14 protein-coding genes are annotated in these 17,922 nt (G+C 55.7%); 11 read left to right on the top strand and 3 right to left on the bottom strand.

The window, feature by feature from the left end:
* Positions 1-100: 100 nt before the first annotated feature.
* On the bottom strand, positions 101-1,504 hold the full coding sequence (gene glnA, locus ACWJ62_RS18810; protein ID WP_014575989.1) for a glutamate--ammonia ligase: 1,404 nt from the start codon (positions 1,502-1,504) through the stop codon (positions 101-103).
* Between the two features lie 560 nt (positions 1,505-2,064).
* Between glnA and typA the strand changes: the two genes are divergently transcribed.
* From typA to ACWJ62_RS18785, 5 genes are all read left to right on the top strand, one after another.
* Positions 2,065-3,876: a translational GTPase TypA gene (gene typA, locus ACWJ62_RS18805; RefSeq protein WP_449287570.1), complete on the top strand. Its 1,812-nt coding sequence runs from the start codon at positions 2,065-2,067 to the stop codon at positions 3,874-3,876.
* Positions 3,877-3,988: 112 nt separating this feature from the next.
* A complete protein-coding gene (gene pip / locus ACWJ62_RS18800) occupies positions 3,989-4,951 on the top strand; it encodes a prolyl aminopeptidase (protein WP_449287569.1) in 963 nt (320 codons plus the stop codon).
* 92 nt (positions 4,952-5,043) lie between these two features.
* Complete coding sequence (dtd, locus tag ACWJ62_RS18795; protein ID WP_449287568.1) at positions 5,044-5,502, top strand: D-aminoacyl-tRNA deacylase; 459 nt, start codon at positions 5,044-5,046, stop codon at positions 5,500-5,502.
* A 488-nt stretch (positions 5,503-5,990) separates the two neighbouring features.
* Positions 5,991-7,004: a porin gene (locus ACWJ62_RS18790; protein ID WP_449287567.1), complete on the top strand. Its 1,014-nt coding sequence runs from the start codon at positions 5,991-5,993 to the stop codon at positions 7,002-7,004.
* Between the two features lie 92 nt (positions 7,005-7,096).
* Positions 7,097-7,960 (top strand): CYTH domain-containing protein, encoded by an 864-nt coding sequence (locus ACWJ62_RS18785; protein ID WP_449287566.1) that lies wholly within the window; start codon positions 7,097-7,099, stop codon positions 7,958-7,960.
* Between the two features lie 27 nt (positions 7,961-7,987).
* Here ACWJ62_RS18785 and ACWJ62_RS18780 read toward each other — a convergent pair whose 3' ends face one another.
* A complete protein-coding gene (locus tag ACWJ62_RS18780; RefSeq protein ID WP_449287565.1) occupies positions 7,988-9,169 on the bottom strand; it encodes an ion channel in 1,182 nt (393 codons plus the stop codon).
* Positions 9,170-9,249: 80 nt separating this feature from the next.
* Here ACWJ62_RS18780 and glnE point away from each other — a divergent pair, with 80 nt between their 5' ends.
* The 3 genes from glnE to ACWJ62_RS18765 all read left to right on the top strand — a co-directional run bounded on the left by glnE (position 9,250) and on the right by ACWJ62_RS18765 (position 13,654).
* Positions 9,250-12,156 carry a bifunctional [glutamate--ammonia ligase]-adenylyl-L-tyrosine phosphorylase/[glutamate--ammonia-ligase] adenylyltransferase gene (gene glnE, locus ACWJ62_RS18775; RefSeq protein ID WP_449287564.1) on the top strand — a complete coding sequence of 969 codons (2,907 nt, stop codon included), beginning with the start codon at positions 9,250-9,252 and terminating at the stop codon, positions 12,154-12,156.
* A gap of 76 nt (positions 12,157-12,232) precedes the next feature.
* Entirely contained in the window at positions 12,233-13,159 is a 927-nt protein-coding gene (locus ACWJ62_RS18770; protein ID WP_008170880.1) for a branched-chain amino acid transaminase, read from the top strand.
* Positions 13,160-13,246: 87 nt separating this feature from the next.
* Positions 13,247-13,654 carry a DUF6165 family protein gene (locus tag ACWJ62_RS18765; RefSeq protein WP_449287563.1) on the top strand — a complete coding sequence of 136 codons (408 nt, stop codon included), beginning with the start codon at positions 13,247-13,249 and terminating at the stop codon, positions 13,652-13,654.
* Positions 13,655-13,763: 109 nt separating this feature from the next.
* Here ACWJ62_RS18765 and ACWJ62_RS18760 read toward each other — a convergent pair whose 3' ends face one another.
* Positions 13,764-14,819 (bottom strand): glycosyltransferase family 9 protein, encoded by a 1,056-nt coding sequence (locus ACWJ62_RS18760; RefSeq protein WP_449287562.1) that lies wholly within the window; start codon positions 14,817-14,819, stop codon positions 13,764-13,766.
* Positions 14,820-14,940: 121 nt separating this feature from the next.
* On the opposite strand from ACWJ62_RS18760, the gene ACWJ62_RS18755 reads away from it, so the two are divergent.
* From ACWJ62_RS18755 to ACWJ62_RS18745, 3 genes are read left to right on the top strand one after another with little or no spacing between them, the layout of a single operon-like run.
* Complete coding sequence (locus ACWJ62_RS18755; protein WP_449287561.1) at positions 14,941-15,693, top strand: 3-deoxy-D-manno-octulosonic acid kinase; 753 nt, start codon at positions 14,941-14,943, stop codon at positions 15,691-15,693.
* A complete protein-coding gene (locus tag ACWJ62_RS18750; protein ID WP_449287560.1) occupies positions 15,690-16,808 on the top strand; it encodes a glycosyltransferase family 4 protein in 1,119 nt (372 codons plus the stop codon). Before ACWJ62_RS18755 ends, ACWJ62_RS18750 begins: the two co-directional genes overlap by 4 nt.
* Positions 16,809-17,888 (top strand): CDP-glycerol glycerophosphotransferase family protein, encoded by a 1,080-nt coding sequence (locus ACWJ62_RS18745; protein WP_449287559.1) that lies wholly within the window; start codon positions 16,809-16,811, stop codon positions 17,886-17,888.
* The last annotated feature ends 34 nt before the right edge of the window (positions 17,889-17,922 follow it).

The following is a 17,922-nucleotide window of genomic DNA, read 5'->3' as shown; positions in this document are numbered from 1 at the left end:
GTTACATATCGTTAAGGGCTGCAGGCACTGTGCTTTCGCTCACAAAAAAGCCCCGCACGGAGGCGGGGCCTTGTCTGCTGGTTCCTCTGGGAAGAGGTTATTAGCAGGAGTAGTACAGATCGAACTCGATCGGGTGGGTCGTCATGTTCAGTTTCTCGACTTCACCACGCTTCAGGCCAACGTAGCCTGCGATCATGTCTTCGGTGAACACGCCGCCACGGGTCAGGAACTCGTGATCTGCTTCCAGGCAGTCCAGAGCTTCAGACAGAGTCTCGGCAACTGTCGGGATGCTCAGGGCCTCTTCCTTCGGCAGGTCATACAGATCCTTGTCCATGGCATCGCCAGGGTGGATCTTGTTCTGGATGCCGTCCAGGCCGGCCATCATCAGTGCTGCGAAGGCCAGGTACGGGTTGGCAGACGGGTCAGGGAAGCGAACTTCGATACGACGCGCCTTCGGGCTGTTCACGTACGGGATACGGATAGAAGCAGAACGGTTGCGGGCAGAGTAGGCCAGCATAACCGGCGCTTCGAAGCCCGGAACCAGACGCTTGTATGAGTTGGTGGAGCTGTTGGTGAAGGCGTTGATGGCCTTGGCGTGCTTGATAACACCACCGATGTAGTACAGGGCGGCTTCACTCAGGCCAGCGTAGCTGTCACCGGCAAACAGGTTCTTGCCGTCTTTGCTCAGGGACATGTGAACGTGCATACCGGAGCCGTTGTCACCGACAACAGGCTTGGGCATGAAGGTGGCAGTCTTGCCATAGGCATGCGCAACGTTGTGCACGCAGTACTTCAAGATCTGAACTTCGTCAGCCTTCTTGGTCAGCGTGTTGGCGCCAACACCGATTTCACACTGGCCGGCGGTGCCGACTTCGTGGTGGTGTACTTCGATGTCCAGGCCCATGGATTCCATGGCGGCACACATGGCGCCACGCAGGTCGTGCAGGCTGTCAACCGGGGGCACCGGGAAGTAACCGCCTTTTACGCCCGGGCGGTGACCGATGTTGTTGCGGTCGAAATCTTCGCCGGATACCCAGGCAGCTTCTTCAGAGTGGATGTGGTACATCGCGCCCTGCATGTCTACGTTCCACTTTACGGAGTCAAACACGAAGAATTCCGGCTCCGGGCCGAACAGGGCGCCGTCTGCGATGCCGGTGGACTTGAGGTATTCCTCTGCGCGGCGGGCAACGGAGCGCGGATCACGCTCGTAACCCTGCATGGTAGAAGGCTCTACGATGTTGCAGGTGATGTTCACGGTGGTTTCTTCGGTGAACGGATCGAGAACGGAAGTCTCGTCGTCCGGCATCAGGATCATGTCGGATTCGTTGATGCCTTTCCAGCCAGCGATGGAGGAGCCGTCAAACATTTTGCCGTCTGCGAAAAAGTCTTCATCTACTTCGGTGGCAGGCAGTGTTACGTGCTGCTCTTTACCGCGGCTGTCAGTGAAGCGCAGGTCAACCCATTTGACTTCGTGTTCTTTGATCAAATCAACTGTCTTGGACATTGTGCATGCTCCGTAAGTTATACCGCACAGGCGGCTGTATTCATGTTCGTGGTGCCGGATCGCCCGGGATAACGGGTTCCGATCTGTTTCTCAGGTTCGCGCAGCTTAGCAAATGCTGTTGCGTCTTACCTGTAAATTTCGGCTGATTTCGATAAAGCAAGGCGCTTGCCAATTTTTAGGGCATGCTCCAGAACGGCGCAACTGCAAGGGTTTGGGGCACATTGGAAGGAAAATGCTCGCTCTGCGGCGAAATCCTGCACTTAAATGGTGCACCTTGTTGGTGCGTTTATTCGGTTTTTGCCCCGATAGGGTGCGTGCGCTCAGAATATAGAATAGGCGTTTTTCTTCATATTAACGACACAGACTTTTCGCTATACTGCGCGCCGCTTCATTTTTTACCCTGTCATTTCCTGATCACGGATCGGAAAGCACCATGCAGGGTGCCGGGCAGCCAGCTCCGGTGAATGAGTTCATTTTACGGATTTGAGACGGCATGTGCTGGGATTTTCCCTGCGAACGACCTTCTCAGGTCATTGAGTGCATGCCGCAGGAATATTTTTGTGATTGAAAAACTTCGTAATATCGCCATCATCGCCCACGTTGACCATGGTAAGACCACCCTCGTAGACCAGCTTTTGCGCCAATCCGGCACCCTGGATAGGAAGGAGCTCGATAGCGAGCGGGTCATGGACTCCAATGATCAGGAAAAAGAGCGTGGCATCACCATTCTGGCCAAGAACACGGCCCTGAAATGGAACGACTACGATATCAATATTGTCGACACCCCGGGCCACGCTGATTTCGGTGGTGAGGTCGAGCGTGTTATGAGCATGGTTGATTGCGTGCTGCTGGTAGTTGATTCCATTGATGGCCCGATGCCACAGACCCGTTTCGTGACCCAGAAGGCGTTTGCTGCTGGCCTTCGTCCGATCGTGGTGGTAAACAAGATCGATCGTCCCGGCGCCCGGCCGGACTGGGTTGTGGATCAGGTGTTCGATCTGTTTGACAACCTGGGCGCCACCGACGAGCAGCTTGATTTCCCGATCGTGTACGCCAGTGCTCTGAACGGCATTGCCGGGATGGATCATGAAAACCTGGATGAAAACATGGATGCCGTGTTCCAGGCGATTGTTGATCACGTGCCAGCTCCGAATGTCGATCCGGACGGCCCGTTCCAGATGCAGATCTCCCAGTTGGACTACAACAGCTTCCTGGGTGTCATTGGCATTGGCCGCATCATGCGCGGCAAGGTGAAGACCAATTCGCCCGTGACCGCCATCGGCGCTAACGGCAAGAAGCGTAACGGTCGTATCCTCAAAATTATGGGGCACTCCGGTCTGCAGCGTGTGGAAGTCGACGAAGCCCAGGCTGGCGATATTGTCTGTGTCAGCGGCATGGACGAGCTGTTCATCTCCGACACCCTCTGTGACCAGGCCAACGTTGAGGCGCTGCCGGCACTGACGGTGGATGAGCCGACCGTGTCCATGACCTTCCAGGTCAACGATTCGCCCTTTGCCGGCAAGGAAGGCAAGTACGTCACCAGTCGAAACATCAAGGAGCGCCTTGAAAAGGAGTTGCTCCACAATGTGGCGTTGCGTGTTGAAGAGGGCGACTCCGCGGACAAGTTCAAGGTATCCGGCCGTGGCGAGTTACATCTGTCTGTACTGATTGAAAACATGCGTCGCGAGAACTTCGAGCTGGCGGTTGGCCGTCCGGAAGTTGTTATCCGCGAAGTTGACGGCGTGAAGCAGGAGCCTTACGAGAACGTCATTGTTGATATCGAGGAGCAGCATCAGGGCGCCGTCATGGAGCAAATGGGGCTGCGTAAAGGCGACCTGACCAACATGGTTCCGGATGGCAAGGGCCGGATGCGTTTGGACTATACCATTCCAGCCCGGGGCCTGATTGGTTTCCGGAACACCTTCCTTACCATGACTTCAGGCACTGGCATTCTGACTTCGACTTTCAGCCACTACGGCCCGATCAAAGTCGGCGATGTAACCAGTCGCCAGAACGGTGTCATTGTGTCCATGGCTACGGGTACCGCTTTTACCTACTCTCTGGAAACCCTACAGAGCCGTGGCAAGCTGTTCCTGGATCCGGGGCAGGAAATCTATGAAGGGCAGTTGTGTGGTATTCACAGCCGGGACAACGACCTGGTGGTCAACCCCACCAAGGCCAAAAAGCTCGACAACATGCGCGCCTCTGGCAAGGATGAAGTCATTGGTCTCGTGCCGCCGATCAAGTTCACCCTTGAGCAGGCGCTCGAGTTTATTGATGACGACGAGCTGGTGGAGGTGACACCGAAGTCCATCAGACTGCGCAAGAAGCTCCTGACCGAAAACGAGCGCAAGCGAGCCAACAAGAAGTAATTTTCTGATTGTTGTTTCGTCTAATGAGAAAGGGTCGGATGAATGAATCATCTGGCCCTTTTTTTATGGGCTTAAGCTAAACTCCGGTTAAATCCTCTGAACGGAGCGGTCAATGCTCACTCTATACCCGGAAATCAAACCCAATGCCCAGCATCGCATAGCCGTTGATCCTCCCCATGAACTCTACGTTGAGGAAAGCGGGAACCCGGACGGGATACCTGTTCTGGTGGTTCACGGCGGTCCGGGTGGCGGTTGTGAAGATTACCATCGGCGCTTTTTCGACTCCGAGAGGTTCCGGATCATTCTGATGGATCAGCGCGGCGCCGGACGGTCCAGCCCCCTGGCGGAGCTCGAAGGCAACAGCACGGACAAGCTGGTTGAAGACATGGAAGTGGTGCGTTCGTTTCTCGGTATCGACAAGTGGCTTCTGTTCGGCGGCAGTTGGGGATCGACTCTGAGTCTCGTTTACGCCCAGGCTCATCCGGAAAGGGTGTCGGGACTGGTTCTTCGGGGTATTTTTCTCTGTCGGCCCCGGGATATTCACTGGTTTTATCAGGAAGGGGCGAGCCGGGTGTTTCCGGATTACTGGTCTGACTTCGAGGCGCAGATCCCGGAAGCCGAGCGAGCTAACATGGTTTCGGCCTATTATCGCAAACTGACCAGTTCCAACGAGCTGGAGCAGATCCAGGCGGCCAAGGCCTGGTCGGTCTGGGAGGGCAGGTGTGCGACGCTGCACCCGAACCCCAGGGTGGTTGAGCACTTTGGCCATCCTCATGTTGCCATCGCCCTGGCCCGCATTGAATGCCACTATTTCATGAATTCCGCCTTTCTCGAGCCGGACCAGATCATTCGCGATGCAGGCCGCCTGGCGGATATCCCGGGGATTATTATTCACGGACGGTACGATATGGTCTGCCCGTTGGATAATGCCCTGGCGCTCAGTAAGGCCTGGCCTGAAGCAGAGTTCCAGATCATTCGGGATGCGGGTCACTCGGCTTCCGAGCCCGCCATCGTCGATGCTCTGATTCGAGGTGTTGAGTCGGTTGTGGCGAAAACTGGTAAAAGTGCCGGTTGAATCCCGTTTTCGGGGTTGCGGCCGGTAACCGCCATGGATACACTCTTGCCCGATCTTAATGTTTGCCTGTTCAATCGTCCCCAAGGCAGTTGATGAAAGGATTGATCCAGCGAGTATTGCAAGCCAGTGTTGCCGTGGACGGTGAACAGATAGCCTCGATTGGCCCAGGCGTTCTGTTATTGCTGGGTGTTGAAAAGGAAGATGGAGAGCGCGAGGCAAGGGAACTCTGCCGAAAAATCCTCACTTACCGTGTGTTTCCCGATGACGCAGGCCGAATGAATCGCAGCTTGCTGGATATCGGTGGTTCCATCCTTGTTGTTCCACAGTTTACGTTGGCGGCAGATACGTCGTCCGGGACCAGGCCGGGCTTTTCGCTTGCTGCTGAACCGGATCTTGCGATCAAGCTGTACCAATCGTTTCTGACAGACGCGCGATCACAGTTAGGGCCGGACAAGGTGAGTGAGGGCAGATTTGGCGCGGACATGAAGGTTGGTCTGATCAATGACGGCCCTGTCACGTTCTTGCTTGAGAGCAGAAAAAAGAATGCGTAAGTACTTGCACTAGTATTGTGCGAAGGCCGCCATGCGGGCCTTTTATGGTGCAGAATTAGGGTGGAAGTCTTTTTCAGGTTTGATCGCGGATATTCTAACGTTCTGTTTATAAAGCGTTAATGTGAATCTGGCCTCGGATTTGAAACGCAACTGTAACGCAGCTCATGAGTGCGAATTGGCATAAATACTTGCTTTTCTGCTGCCAAAAGAGCTAAAAATGCACCGCAGTTAATTTGCAAAATGAGAATTATTGTATTAAAACAGTTTCATCATTCAGAACTTTAAGAATGTTCTGTAAGTGTTTGAGCTGTATAGGTCTGGAATTCTCCGGATTTATTCGAAAAAGAAGAAAAGTTACTTCTCTGTCATCAAACTGACACGGAGGTAATGCAGAATCGGCCTCATCCAGCCTGACTGGTGAAGCCTTACAAAATCGGGATAAGAACCCGTCGCTAAAACCTGAGTTAACTCAAAAAGGAAGACGCAACATGAAAAAAACGCTCATCGCATCTGCTATTGCAGCCGCTACCTTCTCTGGCGCAACCTTTGCCCAAGAAACGATGTCTGCTTCCGAGCTGGCAGCCAAGATGGACTCCATGCCGACCGTTTACGGTAACATCCAATACGTTCTGTATCATGACAGCGTGAAGGGCGGTGATTCTGTTGTTGAGCACGCTGACAACGGTTCTACCCTTGGTGTCAAGCATGAGCATGAAATTGCTTCTGGCATCACTGGTTTCTTCAAACTTGAACTCGAAGGCCTCGCAGCTGACGACAAGGATCGTGAAAGCGGTCTGGAAGACGTGGATGAGGCTTACATCGGTGTTAAGGGCGACAGCTTCGGTCAAATCTGGGTGGGTTCTGACGACTCCACTTACGAGCGTGCTGTTGACGAAATCTCACAGTACTACGAAGTTGCGACCCTGAACATCGGCGCAGACTACACCACCGGTGAAGGCGACCTGATTCAATACATGAGCCCGAGTTTCGGCGGTCTGACCCTGATGGGTGCTGTTCAGATTAACGGCGACGGCGACGATCAGACTCTGCCTGACAAGGGCGGCAAAAAGTCTTACCCGTACCAGCTGGCGGCCGTCTATGAGATGGACGCTCTGGAACTGGCCTTTGCTATGGACTCTAACGACGGTGGCGGTTCTGCCAGCAACGAAAACACCTACGGTCTGCGCGCCAGCTACGACATGGGCGATCTGCGTGTGACTGGTGAGTACCACACCACCAAGGACGCTTCAGACACCTACGGCGTAATCGGCTACTACAGCATGGGTGCTAACCAGTTCGCTCTCTCTTACGAGATGAACGTTGCTGATGATGCCAGCGACACCGAGACTTCCACTGTAACTTTCCAGGCTCTGCACAACCTGTCTGACCACATGTATGTGTACTTCGAAGGCTACCTGGGTGGCGGTGACGACGGCGTATACGGCGTTGCTGATGAAAGCGAGCGCTCCATCGCTTCTGTTGGTGGCGTTTACTACTTCTGATCAGCCAACCGGCTAATCCTGTAGTATGAAAACCGGCGACCCTTGGGTCGCCGGTTTTTGCGTTTTTGAATCCCGAAAAACAGGGCGTTGATATGGCTACCGAACTGGAAATCAAACTCAGTGTTTCGGATGAGGCACAGTCGCTAGCAGTGAAATGGCTGTCAGCTCGCCCTGAAGTGCAACCCGGAAAGACCAAATCCCTGGTCAATCGCTATTTCGACACCCCCAACGCCGATCTTAATCAGGCCAGAGCTGCCCTGAGGGTCCGTAAAGCCGGCAATGATTACATCCAGACCCTGAAAACCCGTGGCGAGTTCGTTGATGGCGCTCACCGTCGAGAAGAATGGGAGTGGCCGGTTTCCGGTCCGGGGCTGGATTTGTCATTATTGAAAGAGACCCCGCTGAAGTCCGAGCTGGATCTAAGCAGTCTTCAAGTGGCATTCGAGACCAACTTTCAGCGCCAGGAGCTGTGGCTGGAAGATGGCAAGACTTTGATTGAGGTGGCCGTCGATTCCGGAACTGTTGCCGCCAATGAAGCGAGCTGGCCGCTGCACGAAGTGGAGTTTGAGTTAAAGAAAGGAGACGGCTCAAGGCTGGTGGCGTGGGCACTCGAGCTGGCCCGGGAAGTGCCGGTTTTCCTGAACCTCGTGAGCAAGGCCGAGCAGGGCTATTTTCTTGCTGGTCTTTATCGCCCTGAGTTGCCCAGTGGCAATGATCCTCTGACAGTCACAGCCTTTCTCAAAGCATTGGGAACCTGCTGGCTGCTGGATAGGCCGTTTCCTGTCGACCAGTATGATTTGTCGCCTGTAGCGGAAGCAGCCGGTGGCGCGGGGTGCGACGCGACCTGGGAGCATGTGATTGGACAGCTGGCAGAGGGGGGCTCTGTCCGTCAGCTCGCCGCAGGCTCGACGGAGCTCGGCGCTCTCCAATTGCGGCTGGCCACTACCGAGCACTAACGATTGGGTCGCAAAGTCAGGCGGCCTCTAGCTGGTTGAGTTGTTCTTTGCCGGCTCCTCTGCTTCGCCGGTTTCCCGGGCAGCGGCATGAGCGCGCCACTGCTTCAGGAAAGCCCTGTACCGCTCCAACGCTTCCTCCACCACAGAGACCTCTGGCGTTTCTGCGGATTTGACCAGCACGATCAATCCCTTACCTTCAATTTCCTCGTTGGTTGGCGGGTGGCAGATGACTTCATTGTCGTTGTCAATGTAAGCGAGCGCCGTCCCTATGCCATGTCTGACCAGGGCGCTCACTATGTCGGCCCAGTTGAGGTCGTCCAGCGTCAGGTCATACCGATGGGGATGGTCATGTTCGTAGTTGAACAGATCTTCCAGCACTTTCTCTGAGCCGGGCGCTACAACCGAGCGCACCATTATTTCGGGGTAAGTTCGGACCGGACGGATGGTTGTGCGCACGCCGAGCGCCTTGAATCGTCCCCGGTTCTGGTCGTTAACGCATTCAACAATGGTGTGATTGCCGAGATTCAGTTCCGTCAATCGATGGGCAATGTCAAAGGTCAGGCTATCGGAATAGGGATCGGCTTCGTCGGCTGCAAGCACGATGATATGCCGCGCACTGCCGGCGTGAACGGCTTTCAGCGCTTCAGGATCAAAGCCTGCACCGTGGTAGTGCACGACTCCGATGTCGGAAAGTTCGGTGGGCAGACCCATCGGGAACTGGCGAGTCAGGATCATGATGGGAATGGTCTCGTAGCCCGGAATCGCCCGAATCTGGGAGGCGAATCTCATGAAGTACTGGTCGCCGCCATGTTGAGGGGTGTTAATGATGATGATGTGGTCATTCATTTTATAGATCCACCTTCCTGACAAAATGCGTTCCCGGCGGTAGAACCGGTACTCGATATAGTCGCTGACGATCAGTGTCAGCAAGGTAATTGAAGAAATAAACATCAGCACGATCGTGCTGAACCGTCCGATCATGGTCTGGGGCGCGTAATCGCCGTAGCCAACGGTCACAAGTGTGGTCATCGTCAGCCACGCGGCCTCGAACAATGATAGGTCTTCGACCGCCCAGATGATCAGGACCTGGACCGACAGCAGCACGCCCAGTATCGCGAACAGGCGCTTCATCCGGCTTCGAATCAGGCCGCCCATCGGTAGGTGGGTTTCCTGATGCTCCGGATTCAGTGGGCGGCGGTTTCTTTGCATCCGTGTCGGCGGCCTGTTCAGTTGCGGGTAAGTTCGTTATACAGTACCGGAAATATAACAGAGAGACAGGGGTTTGCATTATGTCCGAACCATGGCACAGCCTTCCGAAACCGCTGGCGGATGATGTTGCCGGGTGCTGGGAGTCGGTGTTCCCGGAAGGGGTTCCGGCCTGGTTGACCTTATCGGAGGGTATGGATGACACCGTGGTGGCTACGGCGATCTCCCGCAGCCTGTTCCTTCGTCAGACTCTGGAACGCCATGCCGGTCAGGTAGAGGCATTGATGGCCTCTCGCTCGCTCTCGGAGCCAACCACCCCGGGCTATCTGGAAAGCCGTTGGCAGGAGTATCTCTCTGAGGTTGATGGCGAGCCTGGCTTGCATTCGGCCCTCAGGCAATTCCGGATGGAGGCCCAGTTCCGGATTATATGGCGGGATCTGATGCGATGGGCGGACCTGGCTGAGACCATGGCGGCGACGAGTGCATTTGCCGACATCTGTATTGATGGAGCCCTCAGCTGGCTATACCAGGACGCCTGCGAGCAATACGGCACGCCTCGCGGTGCTGATCCGGTAACCGGCCATGAAACCGACCAGAAAATGGTGGTCCTGGGCATGGGGAAGCTGGGCGGTCGGGAGCTGAACGTCTCTTCGGACATTGATCTTATCTTTGCCTTCCCGAGCAAGGGGGAAACCGTTGGCGGGCGGCGCTCGCTGGACAATCAGCAGTTCTTCGTCCGCCTTGGCCAGAGGTTGATTCAGGCGCTGGACCAGATTACGGCAGACGGATTCGTGTTCCGGGTGGACATGCGTCTCCGGCCCTATGGCCAGAGTGGTGCGCTGGCGCTCAGCTTTGCCGCTTTGGAGACCTACTATCAGGACCAGGGCCGGGATTGGGAGCGCTACGCCATGGTTAAGGCCCGGGTGGTGGCTGGGGATCAAAGGGCAGGCAAGGTGCTTATGGAAACGCTGCGCCCCTTCGTGTACCGCAAGTATATTGATTTCAGCGCTTTCGAATCCCTGCGCAGCATGAAGGCCATGATTGGCCGGGAGGTGCGCCGAAAGGGGCTCGAAAACAATATCAAGCTGGGTAGCGGTGGTATCCGCGAGATCGAGTTTGTCGTTCAGGCATTCCAGCTTATTCGCGGTGGCCGGGACAGAGAGCTTCAGCAGCGTGAGCTGCTGGTCATCCTGAAAGAGCTGGAAGAGCTCGAGCTGTTGCCGTCGCCGGTGGTCCGAGAGCTTCGCGACGCCTATGTGTTTCTGAGAAACCTGGAGCATGCGCTCCAGGGTATGGAAGACAAGCAAACCCAGTTGCTGCCGGAAGATGAGCTCTCCCGGGCACGGGTAGCAACAATCATGGATTTCGAGAACTGGCAGGCCTGTGAACAGAGCCTCAGAGAACACCGGGAGCGCGTTGCCACCCATTTTGCCAATATCATCACCACGGAAGACGACGAGGATGAGGGGCAGGGTGCCCTTGAAGAAGAATGGTTCGAACTCTGGCTTTCCGAAATGGAAGAGGCTGCCGCCGCCGATTGGCTGAAGTCTCGCGGCTATGAAGATCCCGGCGGTACGTTGGCGGAGTTGGCTGAACTCCGTGAAAACAGGACTGTTCAGAATCTACAGACCCAGGGGCGAAGGCGCCTCAATCAGTTCATGCCCATGCTACTGGAGGCGCTCACCCAGGTTGATAACCCATCCGAGACCCTGTCCAGGGTGTTGCAGCTGGTAGAAGCCATACTGCGGCGCACGGCTTACATGGTGTTGCTGCTGGAAAACCCGGGCGCCTGTACCCAGTTGGTCCGGTTGTGCAGTGAGAGCCCCTGGATTGCCCGGCAGCTGGCGGAAACGCCGCTCCTGCTGGATGAGCTTTTGAACGCCGAGAGTCTTTACAGTCCGCCTGCGAAAGCAGAATTGCAGGATGATTTGCGCCAGCAGATGCTGCGGATTCCGTTTGAAGACCTGGAAGATCAGATGGAGTCATTGCGGCATTTCAAGAAAGCCCACATCCTTCGTGTGGCGGCCTCCGAACTGAAAGGCACGTTGCCGTTGATGAAGGTCAGTGACTACCTGACCTGGATCGCCGAGGTTGTTCTGGATCATGTGGTGGACGTAGCCTTCGCCAACCTGGTCAGCCGCCACGGGTATCCGCGCCGGGAAGATGGCTCCGCCTGTGAAACTGACTTTGCAATCATTGGCTATGGCAAGCTGGGCGGGATCGAACTGGGCTATACCTCCGATCTTGATCTGGTGTTTGTGCACAAAGCTGATCCTGAGCTGGCCACCGACGGTGAAAAGCCCATCGACAATGCGGTTTTCTACACGCGGCTCGGGCAAAGGATCGTCCACATCCTCAACACCCAGACGCCCTCGGGGCAGCTCTACGAGGTCGATATGCGCCTGCGGCCGTCCGGTAACTCCGGGCTGCTGGTCAGTACTCTGCAGGCGTTCGAGAAATATCAGCGCGAAGACGCCTGGACCTGGGAGCATCAGGCGCTGGCCCGTGCCCGGGGCGTCGGTGGGTGCACGGAGACCCTTGAAGCCTTTGAATCCATACGCCACGACATACTCTGTCAGCCCCGTGACCGTGAAAAACTCCGGAACGAGGTGGTCGAAATGCGGGAGAAGATGCGCGCCAGCCTGGCCACGCCGGAAAGCCGGCAGGCTGAGGTGTTCCACATCAAGCATGATACCGGGGGCATCGTCGATATCGAGTTTATGGTCCAGTACCTGATGCTGGCCTGGTCTGCCGAGCACCCGGAGCTTACCCAGTGGTCCGATAATATTCGCCAGATGGAGGAGCTGGGGCGCGCCGGCGTGATGGCGGTGGAAGATGCCGAAAAGCTCAGGGAAACCTTCATCGCCCTTCGCTCCACGATCCACCGACGGGCGCTCCAGAACCTCAACAGTCAGGTGGAGGGTGATGCCTTCAGGGAAGAGCGTGATTACACCCGCGCTCTGTGGAAAAAAGTGATGATTGAGGCCTGAGGCAAATTCAATTCCGGCAGATTTTCCTGCTAGAATGCCGGTTCCCCCGAAAAACGCTTTTTAGGAGCAATGAAGAATGTCGATGGCTGATCGCGATGGCGTTATCTGGATGGATGGTGAAATGGTTCCCTGGCGGGATGCCAAGACCCACGTCCTGACTCACACCCTGCATTACGGCCTGGGCTGTTTTGAAGGTGTGCGGGCCTATAACACCGCGAATGGCCCGGCGATTTTCCGCCTGAAAGAGCACACGGATCGTCTTTTCCGTTCCGCCCACATCCTGAACATGAAAATGCCGTTCAGCAAGGACGAGATCAACGAGGCCCAGCGTGCAGCGGTACGGGAAAACAATCTTGACGAAGCCTACCTGCGCCCAATGGCGTTTCTTGGTTCCGAGGGTATGGGGCTCAGGGCTGATAACCTCAAGGTGCACGTAATGGTTGCGGCCTGGAGCTGGCCTTCCTACATGTCGCCGGAAGCGAAGGAAATGGGGATCAAGGTGCGCACGTCCTCCTACACGCGCCACCACGTCAATATCACCATGTGCAAGGCCAAGGCGAACGGCAACTACATCAACTCGATGCTGGCTCTGAACGAGGCCATTTCCGGTGGTGCCGAGGAAGCCCTGCTGCTGGACAACGAAGGTTACGTTGCAGAAGGCTCCGGAGAAAATATCTTCATCATGCGTGATGGTGTTCTGCATACGCCTGAGCTCACCTCCTGCCTGGAGGGTATTACCCGTGCCACGATCATGGATTTTGCGCGTGAGCTCAACATTCCGATCAAGGAGCGCCGGATTACCCGCGATGAGGTGTACATCGCCGATGAAGCCTTCTTCACAGGCACAGCGGCCGAGGTGCTGCCGATCCGCGAACTGGATGGCCGTGTGATCGGTGCCGGCAAGCGTGGACCGGTGACCGAGAAGCTTCAGGCTATGTACTTTGATGCAGTCAAGGGCAAGCTGGCTGAGCACAGCGGTTGGCTGACGCACGTTAAAGGCTGATTCCAGAATAGTCGCAGGCCGCCGTTTGCTGTTTCAGCCCGGCGGCTTTGTTGTTTAACACACCCTGTTTACTGGCGGGACGAGCAAATGGCAGACGTTATCAAGGTACCGGTATCTTTTGGCGAGGTGCTGGACAAGATCACCATTCTCGAAATCAAGTCCGAGCGCATCAAGGATGAAGCGAAGGTCAAGAATGTCCGGCTTGAGCTGGACGAACTGAGTGCCACCTGGGACGAGGCGGTGAAGGACAAGGCCGCTGAAATCGCTGATCTTCGCAAGCAGTTGAAAGCGGTCAACGAAGAGCTGTGGGTGATTGAAGACGACATTCGTGACCAGGAAGCCGCCCAGGACTTTGGCGCGAGATTTATTGAGCTGGCCCGTGCCGTTTACGTCACCAATGACAAGCGTGCCGCCATCAAGAAAGAGATCAATCTGGCCCTGGGGTCACGTTTCGTCGAAGAAAAGTCCTACCAGGATTACACCGCCCGTAAGTGAATTGCAGGGTCAGATGAACGCTTTCATCTGACCCCGTTTTCAGTACCGGTAGGTCGGATTAGCGGAGCGTAATCCGACAACAATCTCAAGCGGCGCCAAGTCAGCCAGACTAGGGCGCCGTTTTTGTATCTGATGTGGTGTGAGCTTCAATCCACTGATCCAGCATTCCCGTTGCATCTGCCACCGTGATCATCTCCATCGCCCCCTCGAACTCTGCTTTTGCCCCCCATCGTGCCTGTTCCACCGTTTTCCCGGTGAATTTTTCCAGAGCCTGGGGATAACGATTCACGCACCACTCCAGTGAATTGTAAGGTCCAGACCTGTAGGGATTGCTCGCTGCAAACAACCCAAGGACATCGGTGCCCACCGCACTGGCGATATGAGCCGGCCCAGTATCGGGCGCTACCACGAGGTCGGCATGGGTCATTAACGCTGTCAGTTGCTTCAGGGTGTCCTTGCCGCAGATGTTGTGGGCTTTTTCCTTCATTCCGGCTTCGATGGCGGCGCAGTACTCGGACTCGAACGGGGCGGGGCTGCCCACCAGAATCACCTTCATACCGTGCTTCTGAATCGCGTGATCAGCCAGCTGTGCGTAACGCTCAGCTGGCCAGTTACGCAGTGTGTGGCTGGCACACGGGCTTATAACAAGGTTTTTGCGGTCATTAGCCAGTTGCTCGCGCGCAAACTCATGGTCTGAATCGTTCAACGGAATCTGCCAGCGCGGCGGTGCGGCCTTGAGGTCCAAAGGTTCGAGGAAGCTGGCAAGGCAGTCTCGCACGTGCTGCTTCGGTGCCGGTTTGATCCGGTGGTTGATAAACAGGCTGTGAAGATCCTTGCTGCGGGCCTTGTCATAGCCAATCCTGACCCTGGCCGGAATGCAGGCAGCGGCGAGGTTGGCTCGGAAAGCCACCTGCATGTGAAGCAGCGCGTCAAACTTGCGACCCGTCATTTGTCTGCGAAGCTCAGCGTAGCCTTTGCGACCGGCCTTTTTGTCGAAAATAATGAATTCAACGCCGGGCAGATCGCCAACCAGCTTGGCTTCGATCTTGCCGATAACCCAGGTGATCTTCACGCCGGGAAGCTGCTCTTGGAGGCTCAGAACGACAGGTATTACGTGAGTCACGTCGCCGATGGCGGACAGGCGAAGAATGCAGATGGAGTTCATCAGATATTGATCCGGTTCAGGTTGTGGCCTGGGGCTGTGGAGCTTTGTCGGCAATCATTGGTAAACTGGCCGCCATTCTAACGTACTCGCGTGTGTCCGTCCCGGCGTGTGCGGGTTAGGTGTGTCTTCTTTCAATTTCGGTGACCGGGTGCCCAGCATGGTGGAGTCTGAAATCTGTATTCGGGAGAGGGCGTCGGCAATGCTGATTCACCCGGATTACGAGGGCAGGGTTACCGAAAACTGGTTCAATGCCGCATCTTGGGGCGATCAGGCCCGGCCAGTAAGCAGTGGCGGCCGCGGCGGTGCCTGGTTTTTGCAGTCCGGAGAGGACAGATTGGTGCTTCGGGAATATCGCCGGGGCGGGTTGATGGCAAAGTTTGCGCGATATGCCTACGCCTTCACTCGTGAGGCGGATGTGCGATCCTTTGCAGAATTCCGTTTGCTGAACACACTGGTCAGCCAGGGGCTTCCCGTGCCCCGCCCGGTTGCGGCCTGGTACCGGAAACTGTCGCCAATTCAGTATCGGGCCGCCATTATCATTGAACGGTTGGAGAACACCTCGCCGCTGGCTGACCTTATCTCCGAGTTGGATAATGAGGCCTGGACGTCCATTGGAGAAACCATTCGTCGATTTCACGACGCCGGCGTCATGCATGCGGACCTGAACTGCTTCAATGTACTGGTCCGGGGCAACGAATACTTTCTGATTGATTTCGACAAGAGCAGGTTGATGACTGGTGGTGCCCCGGCGCGCTGGAAAGAGGCCAATCTTGATCGCTTCTCGCGGTCGCTGGTGAAGGTGGCCGGAGAAGACGCACGGGCGAAAGCCTGGAGTTATTTTATGAACGGATACAACAGGGGAATGGCCACTTGACCAATCCACAACAGGGCGGATCGCTTCCGTCGATACTTTGTCTTACGGATGCCTGTGATCGTCCGGAGACGGAACTCTTTATCGGACTCAGAAAGGCCGGGTTCGACGTCGACGTCATGTGTAACCCCAAGGGCCGGAATTATCAGCGTCTTGTCGACGAGGGCATGGTTGCCTGTCCCATGGCCTTGAAGAACCGCTTTGACAAAGAAGGCACCGAGTCCATCCGCCAACAACTGGCGAAGAAAAAATACGAGGTCATCCATGCCTATAATCCCCGGGCCCTGGCCTGCGGATTACGGGCTTCGCGGGGCACAGATATCAAGATCGTCGCCTATCGTGGTGTGATCGGTAACATCAGTTTTCTCAATCCGGAATCCTGGATTACGTTCCTGCACCCACGCGTCAGCAAGATTGTTTGTGTCGCCGATGCCATCAAGGATTACCTGGCCAGCCTCCGGTTTCTGTGGATGCACATTCCCGAACGGAAGCTTCAGAGAATCTATAAAGGGCACGACCTGGACTGGTATCAATCGCCCAAGGCCGACCTGACACAGTTTGGTGTTCCGGAAGGCGCCTTCGTGGTGTGCTGCACAGGGCGTAATACCCCAAGAAAAGGCTTCGATGACCTGATTGAAGCTATCGATAAGCTGCCTACGGATGTGGATGTCCATTTGCTGCTGGTGGGAGACGTCATTGATAACGAAGAGATTCAGGCGCAGGCCGCTGTCACCTCTCACCCCGAACGGATTCACTTTACGGGTTACCGCAACGATGCGCCCGCCATAGCGGCGGCCAGTGATGTGTTTGTGCTGCCCTCAAAGGAAAGGGAGGGTCTGCCCCGTGCGGTTATCGAGGCGATGGTCTACGAAGTAACGCCGGTAGTGACCAGTGTTGGCGGTATGCCGGAGCTGGTGGAAGATGGCGTCAGCGGTATTGTCGTTGAACCCAAAAATGCCCCTGAGCTTTCAGCGGCCATTGAGCGCCTTTACCGCGATCGTGAACTGGCTGCCTCTCTTGGGCAGGCTTCGAGGCAAAGGATAGCCCGGCATTTTCACACCTCACAGACCGTCACAGAGACGGGTGAGCTATACAAATCGCTGACGGGTAGGGCTTGAATGCGGCGGTACCTGTTTTTTGTAAACCAACCCTATTCCTATTCAATACTGCGACCACTGCAGGAAGCGATTCGGCGCCGGGGCGATGAGGCTGCCTGGTTCATAGCCGGGTGCTCAACGTCTCCACTTCAGCCCGATGAGCGCCGTCTCGTTTCCGTTAAAGAGGTCATGGACTACAACGCGGACGCGACCTTCGTCCCCGGTGACTGGGTGCCCTACTTTTTTCCCGGAATCAAGGTTGAAGTATTCCATGGCATGGCGCGCAACAAACGGGGCCATAGCAGCGAAGATGAAAGTGACCATTACCGAATTCGAGGATGGTTTGATCTTTACTGTACGCATGCCCTGAAAGATACGGAAAAGTTCCGTGAACTGGCCGAGCAATACCAGCATTTCGGGGTTGCTCACACAGGCTGGCCCAAGCTCGATCCATTGCTGTCGCGGAATGAAGTCGGCAAGAGAAACCGTGTGGGAAATGAGTTGCCGGTTGTTTTTTACGCCTCAACTTTCAGCCGGTCTGTTACGTCAGCCCCGAATCTGGTGGAGAAGATCGGCGAGCTCTCTAGAAGTGGTCGCTGGAAGTTCATTGTGACGCTTCATCCGAAGATGGACCCGGCGGTTGTGGATCAGTATCGCAATCTGAGCGGCGAGAACCTTCGCTTTGTCGAAAGCGATGAAGATCTGTTGCCCCTGCTTCCTCAGGCGGATGTGATGCTCTGTGATACCTCGTCCATCATGTTCGAGTTCATGTTCCTGGATCGCCCGGTGGTTACGTTCAGAACCAAAATGCCGGGTCCCTATCTGGTCGATGTCCAGGAAGTGGCGAACGTTGAGACAGCGCTGGAAGAGGCGGTGCAGTATCCCGATCCGCTGATGAAAGAAACGCGAAGTCTTTGCGATCAATTGCACAGTTTCCGGGATGGTCGTTCCAGCGAGCGGGTTCTTGATGCCGTTGAGGATTTCCTGATCAACAAGCGTAGCCAACTCAAGCCAAAGCCGATAAACCTGTTGCGCAAACTGAAAGTCCGGCGCCGGTTGCGGAAGGAACTTGCACGCATGGCACCTGAAAGCTCAGGATAGACCAAGCGAAGATCCCGACCAGGAAACGAATGAT

It is taken from the genome of Marinobacter sp. PE14, assembly GCF_053566155.1.
The sequence above is the reverse complement of the archived record's forward strand: the minus strand, read 5'-3'. Positions and strand labels throughout refer to the sequence as shown.

Bases quoted from the DNA above. Each gene is read 5' to 3' on its own strand.
- glnA (WP_014575989.1), bottom strand. From the start codon at position 1,504: ATGTCCAAGACAGTTGATTTGATCAAAGAACACGAAGTCAAATGGGTT.
- pip (WP_449287569.1), top strand. From the start codon at position 3,989: ATGCTCACTCTATACCCGGAAATCAAACCCAATGCCCAGCATCGCATA.
- dtd (WP_449287568.1), top strand. From the start codon at position 5,044: ATGAAAGGATTGATCCAGCGAGTATTGCAAGCCAGTGTTGCCGTGGAC.
- ACWJ62_RS18790 (WP_449287567.1), top strand. From the start codon at position 5,991: ATGAAAAAAACGCTCATCGCATCTGCTATTGCAGCCGCTACCTTCTCT.
- ACWJ62_RS18785 (WP_449287566.1), top strand. From the start codon at position 7,097: ATGGCTACCGAACTGGAAATCAAACTCAGTGTTTCGGATGAGGCACAG.
- ACWJ62_RS18780 (WP_449287565.1), bottom strand. From the start codon at position 9,169: ATGCAAAGAAACCGCCGCCCACTGAATCCGGAGCATCAGGAAACCCAC.
- glnE (WP_449287564.1), top strand. From the start codon at position 9,250: ATGTCCGAACCATGGCACAGCCTTCCGAAACCGCTGGCGGATGATGTT.
- ACWJ62_RS18770 (WP_008170880.1), top strand. From the start codon at position 12,233: ATGTCGATGGCTGATCGCGATGGCGTTATCTGGATGGATGGTGAAATG.
- ACWJ62_RS18765 (WP_449287563.1), top strand. From the start codon at position 13,247: ATGGCAGACGTTATCAAGGTACCGGTATCTTTTGGCGAGGTGCTGGAC.
- ACWJ62_RS18760 (WP_449287562.1), bottom strand. From the start codon at position 14,819: ATGAACTCCATCTGCATTCTTCGCCTGTCCGCCATCGGCGACGTGACT.
- ACWJ62_RS18745 (WP_449287559.1), top strand. From the start codon at position 16,809: ATGCGGCGGTACCTGTTTTTTGTAAACCAACCCTATTCCTATTCAATA.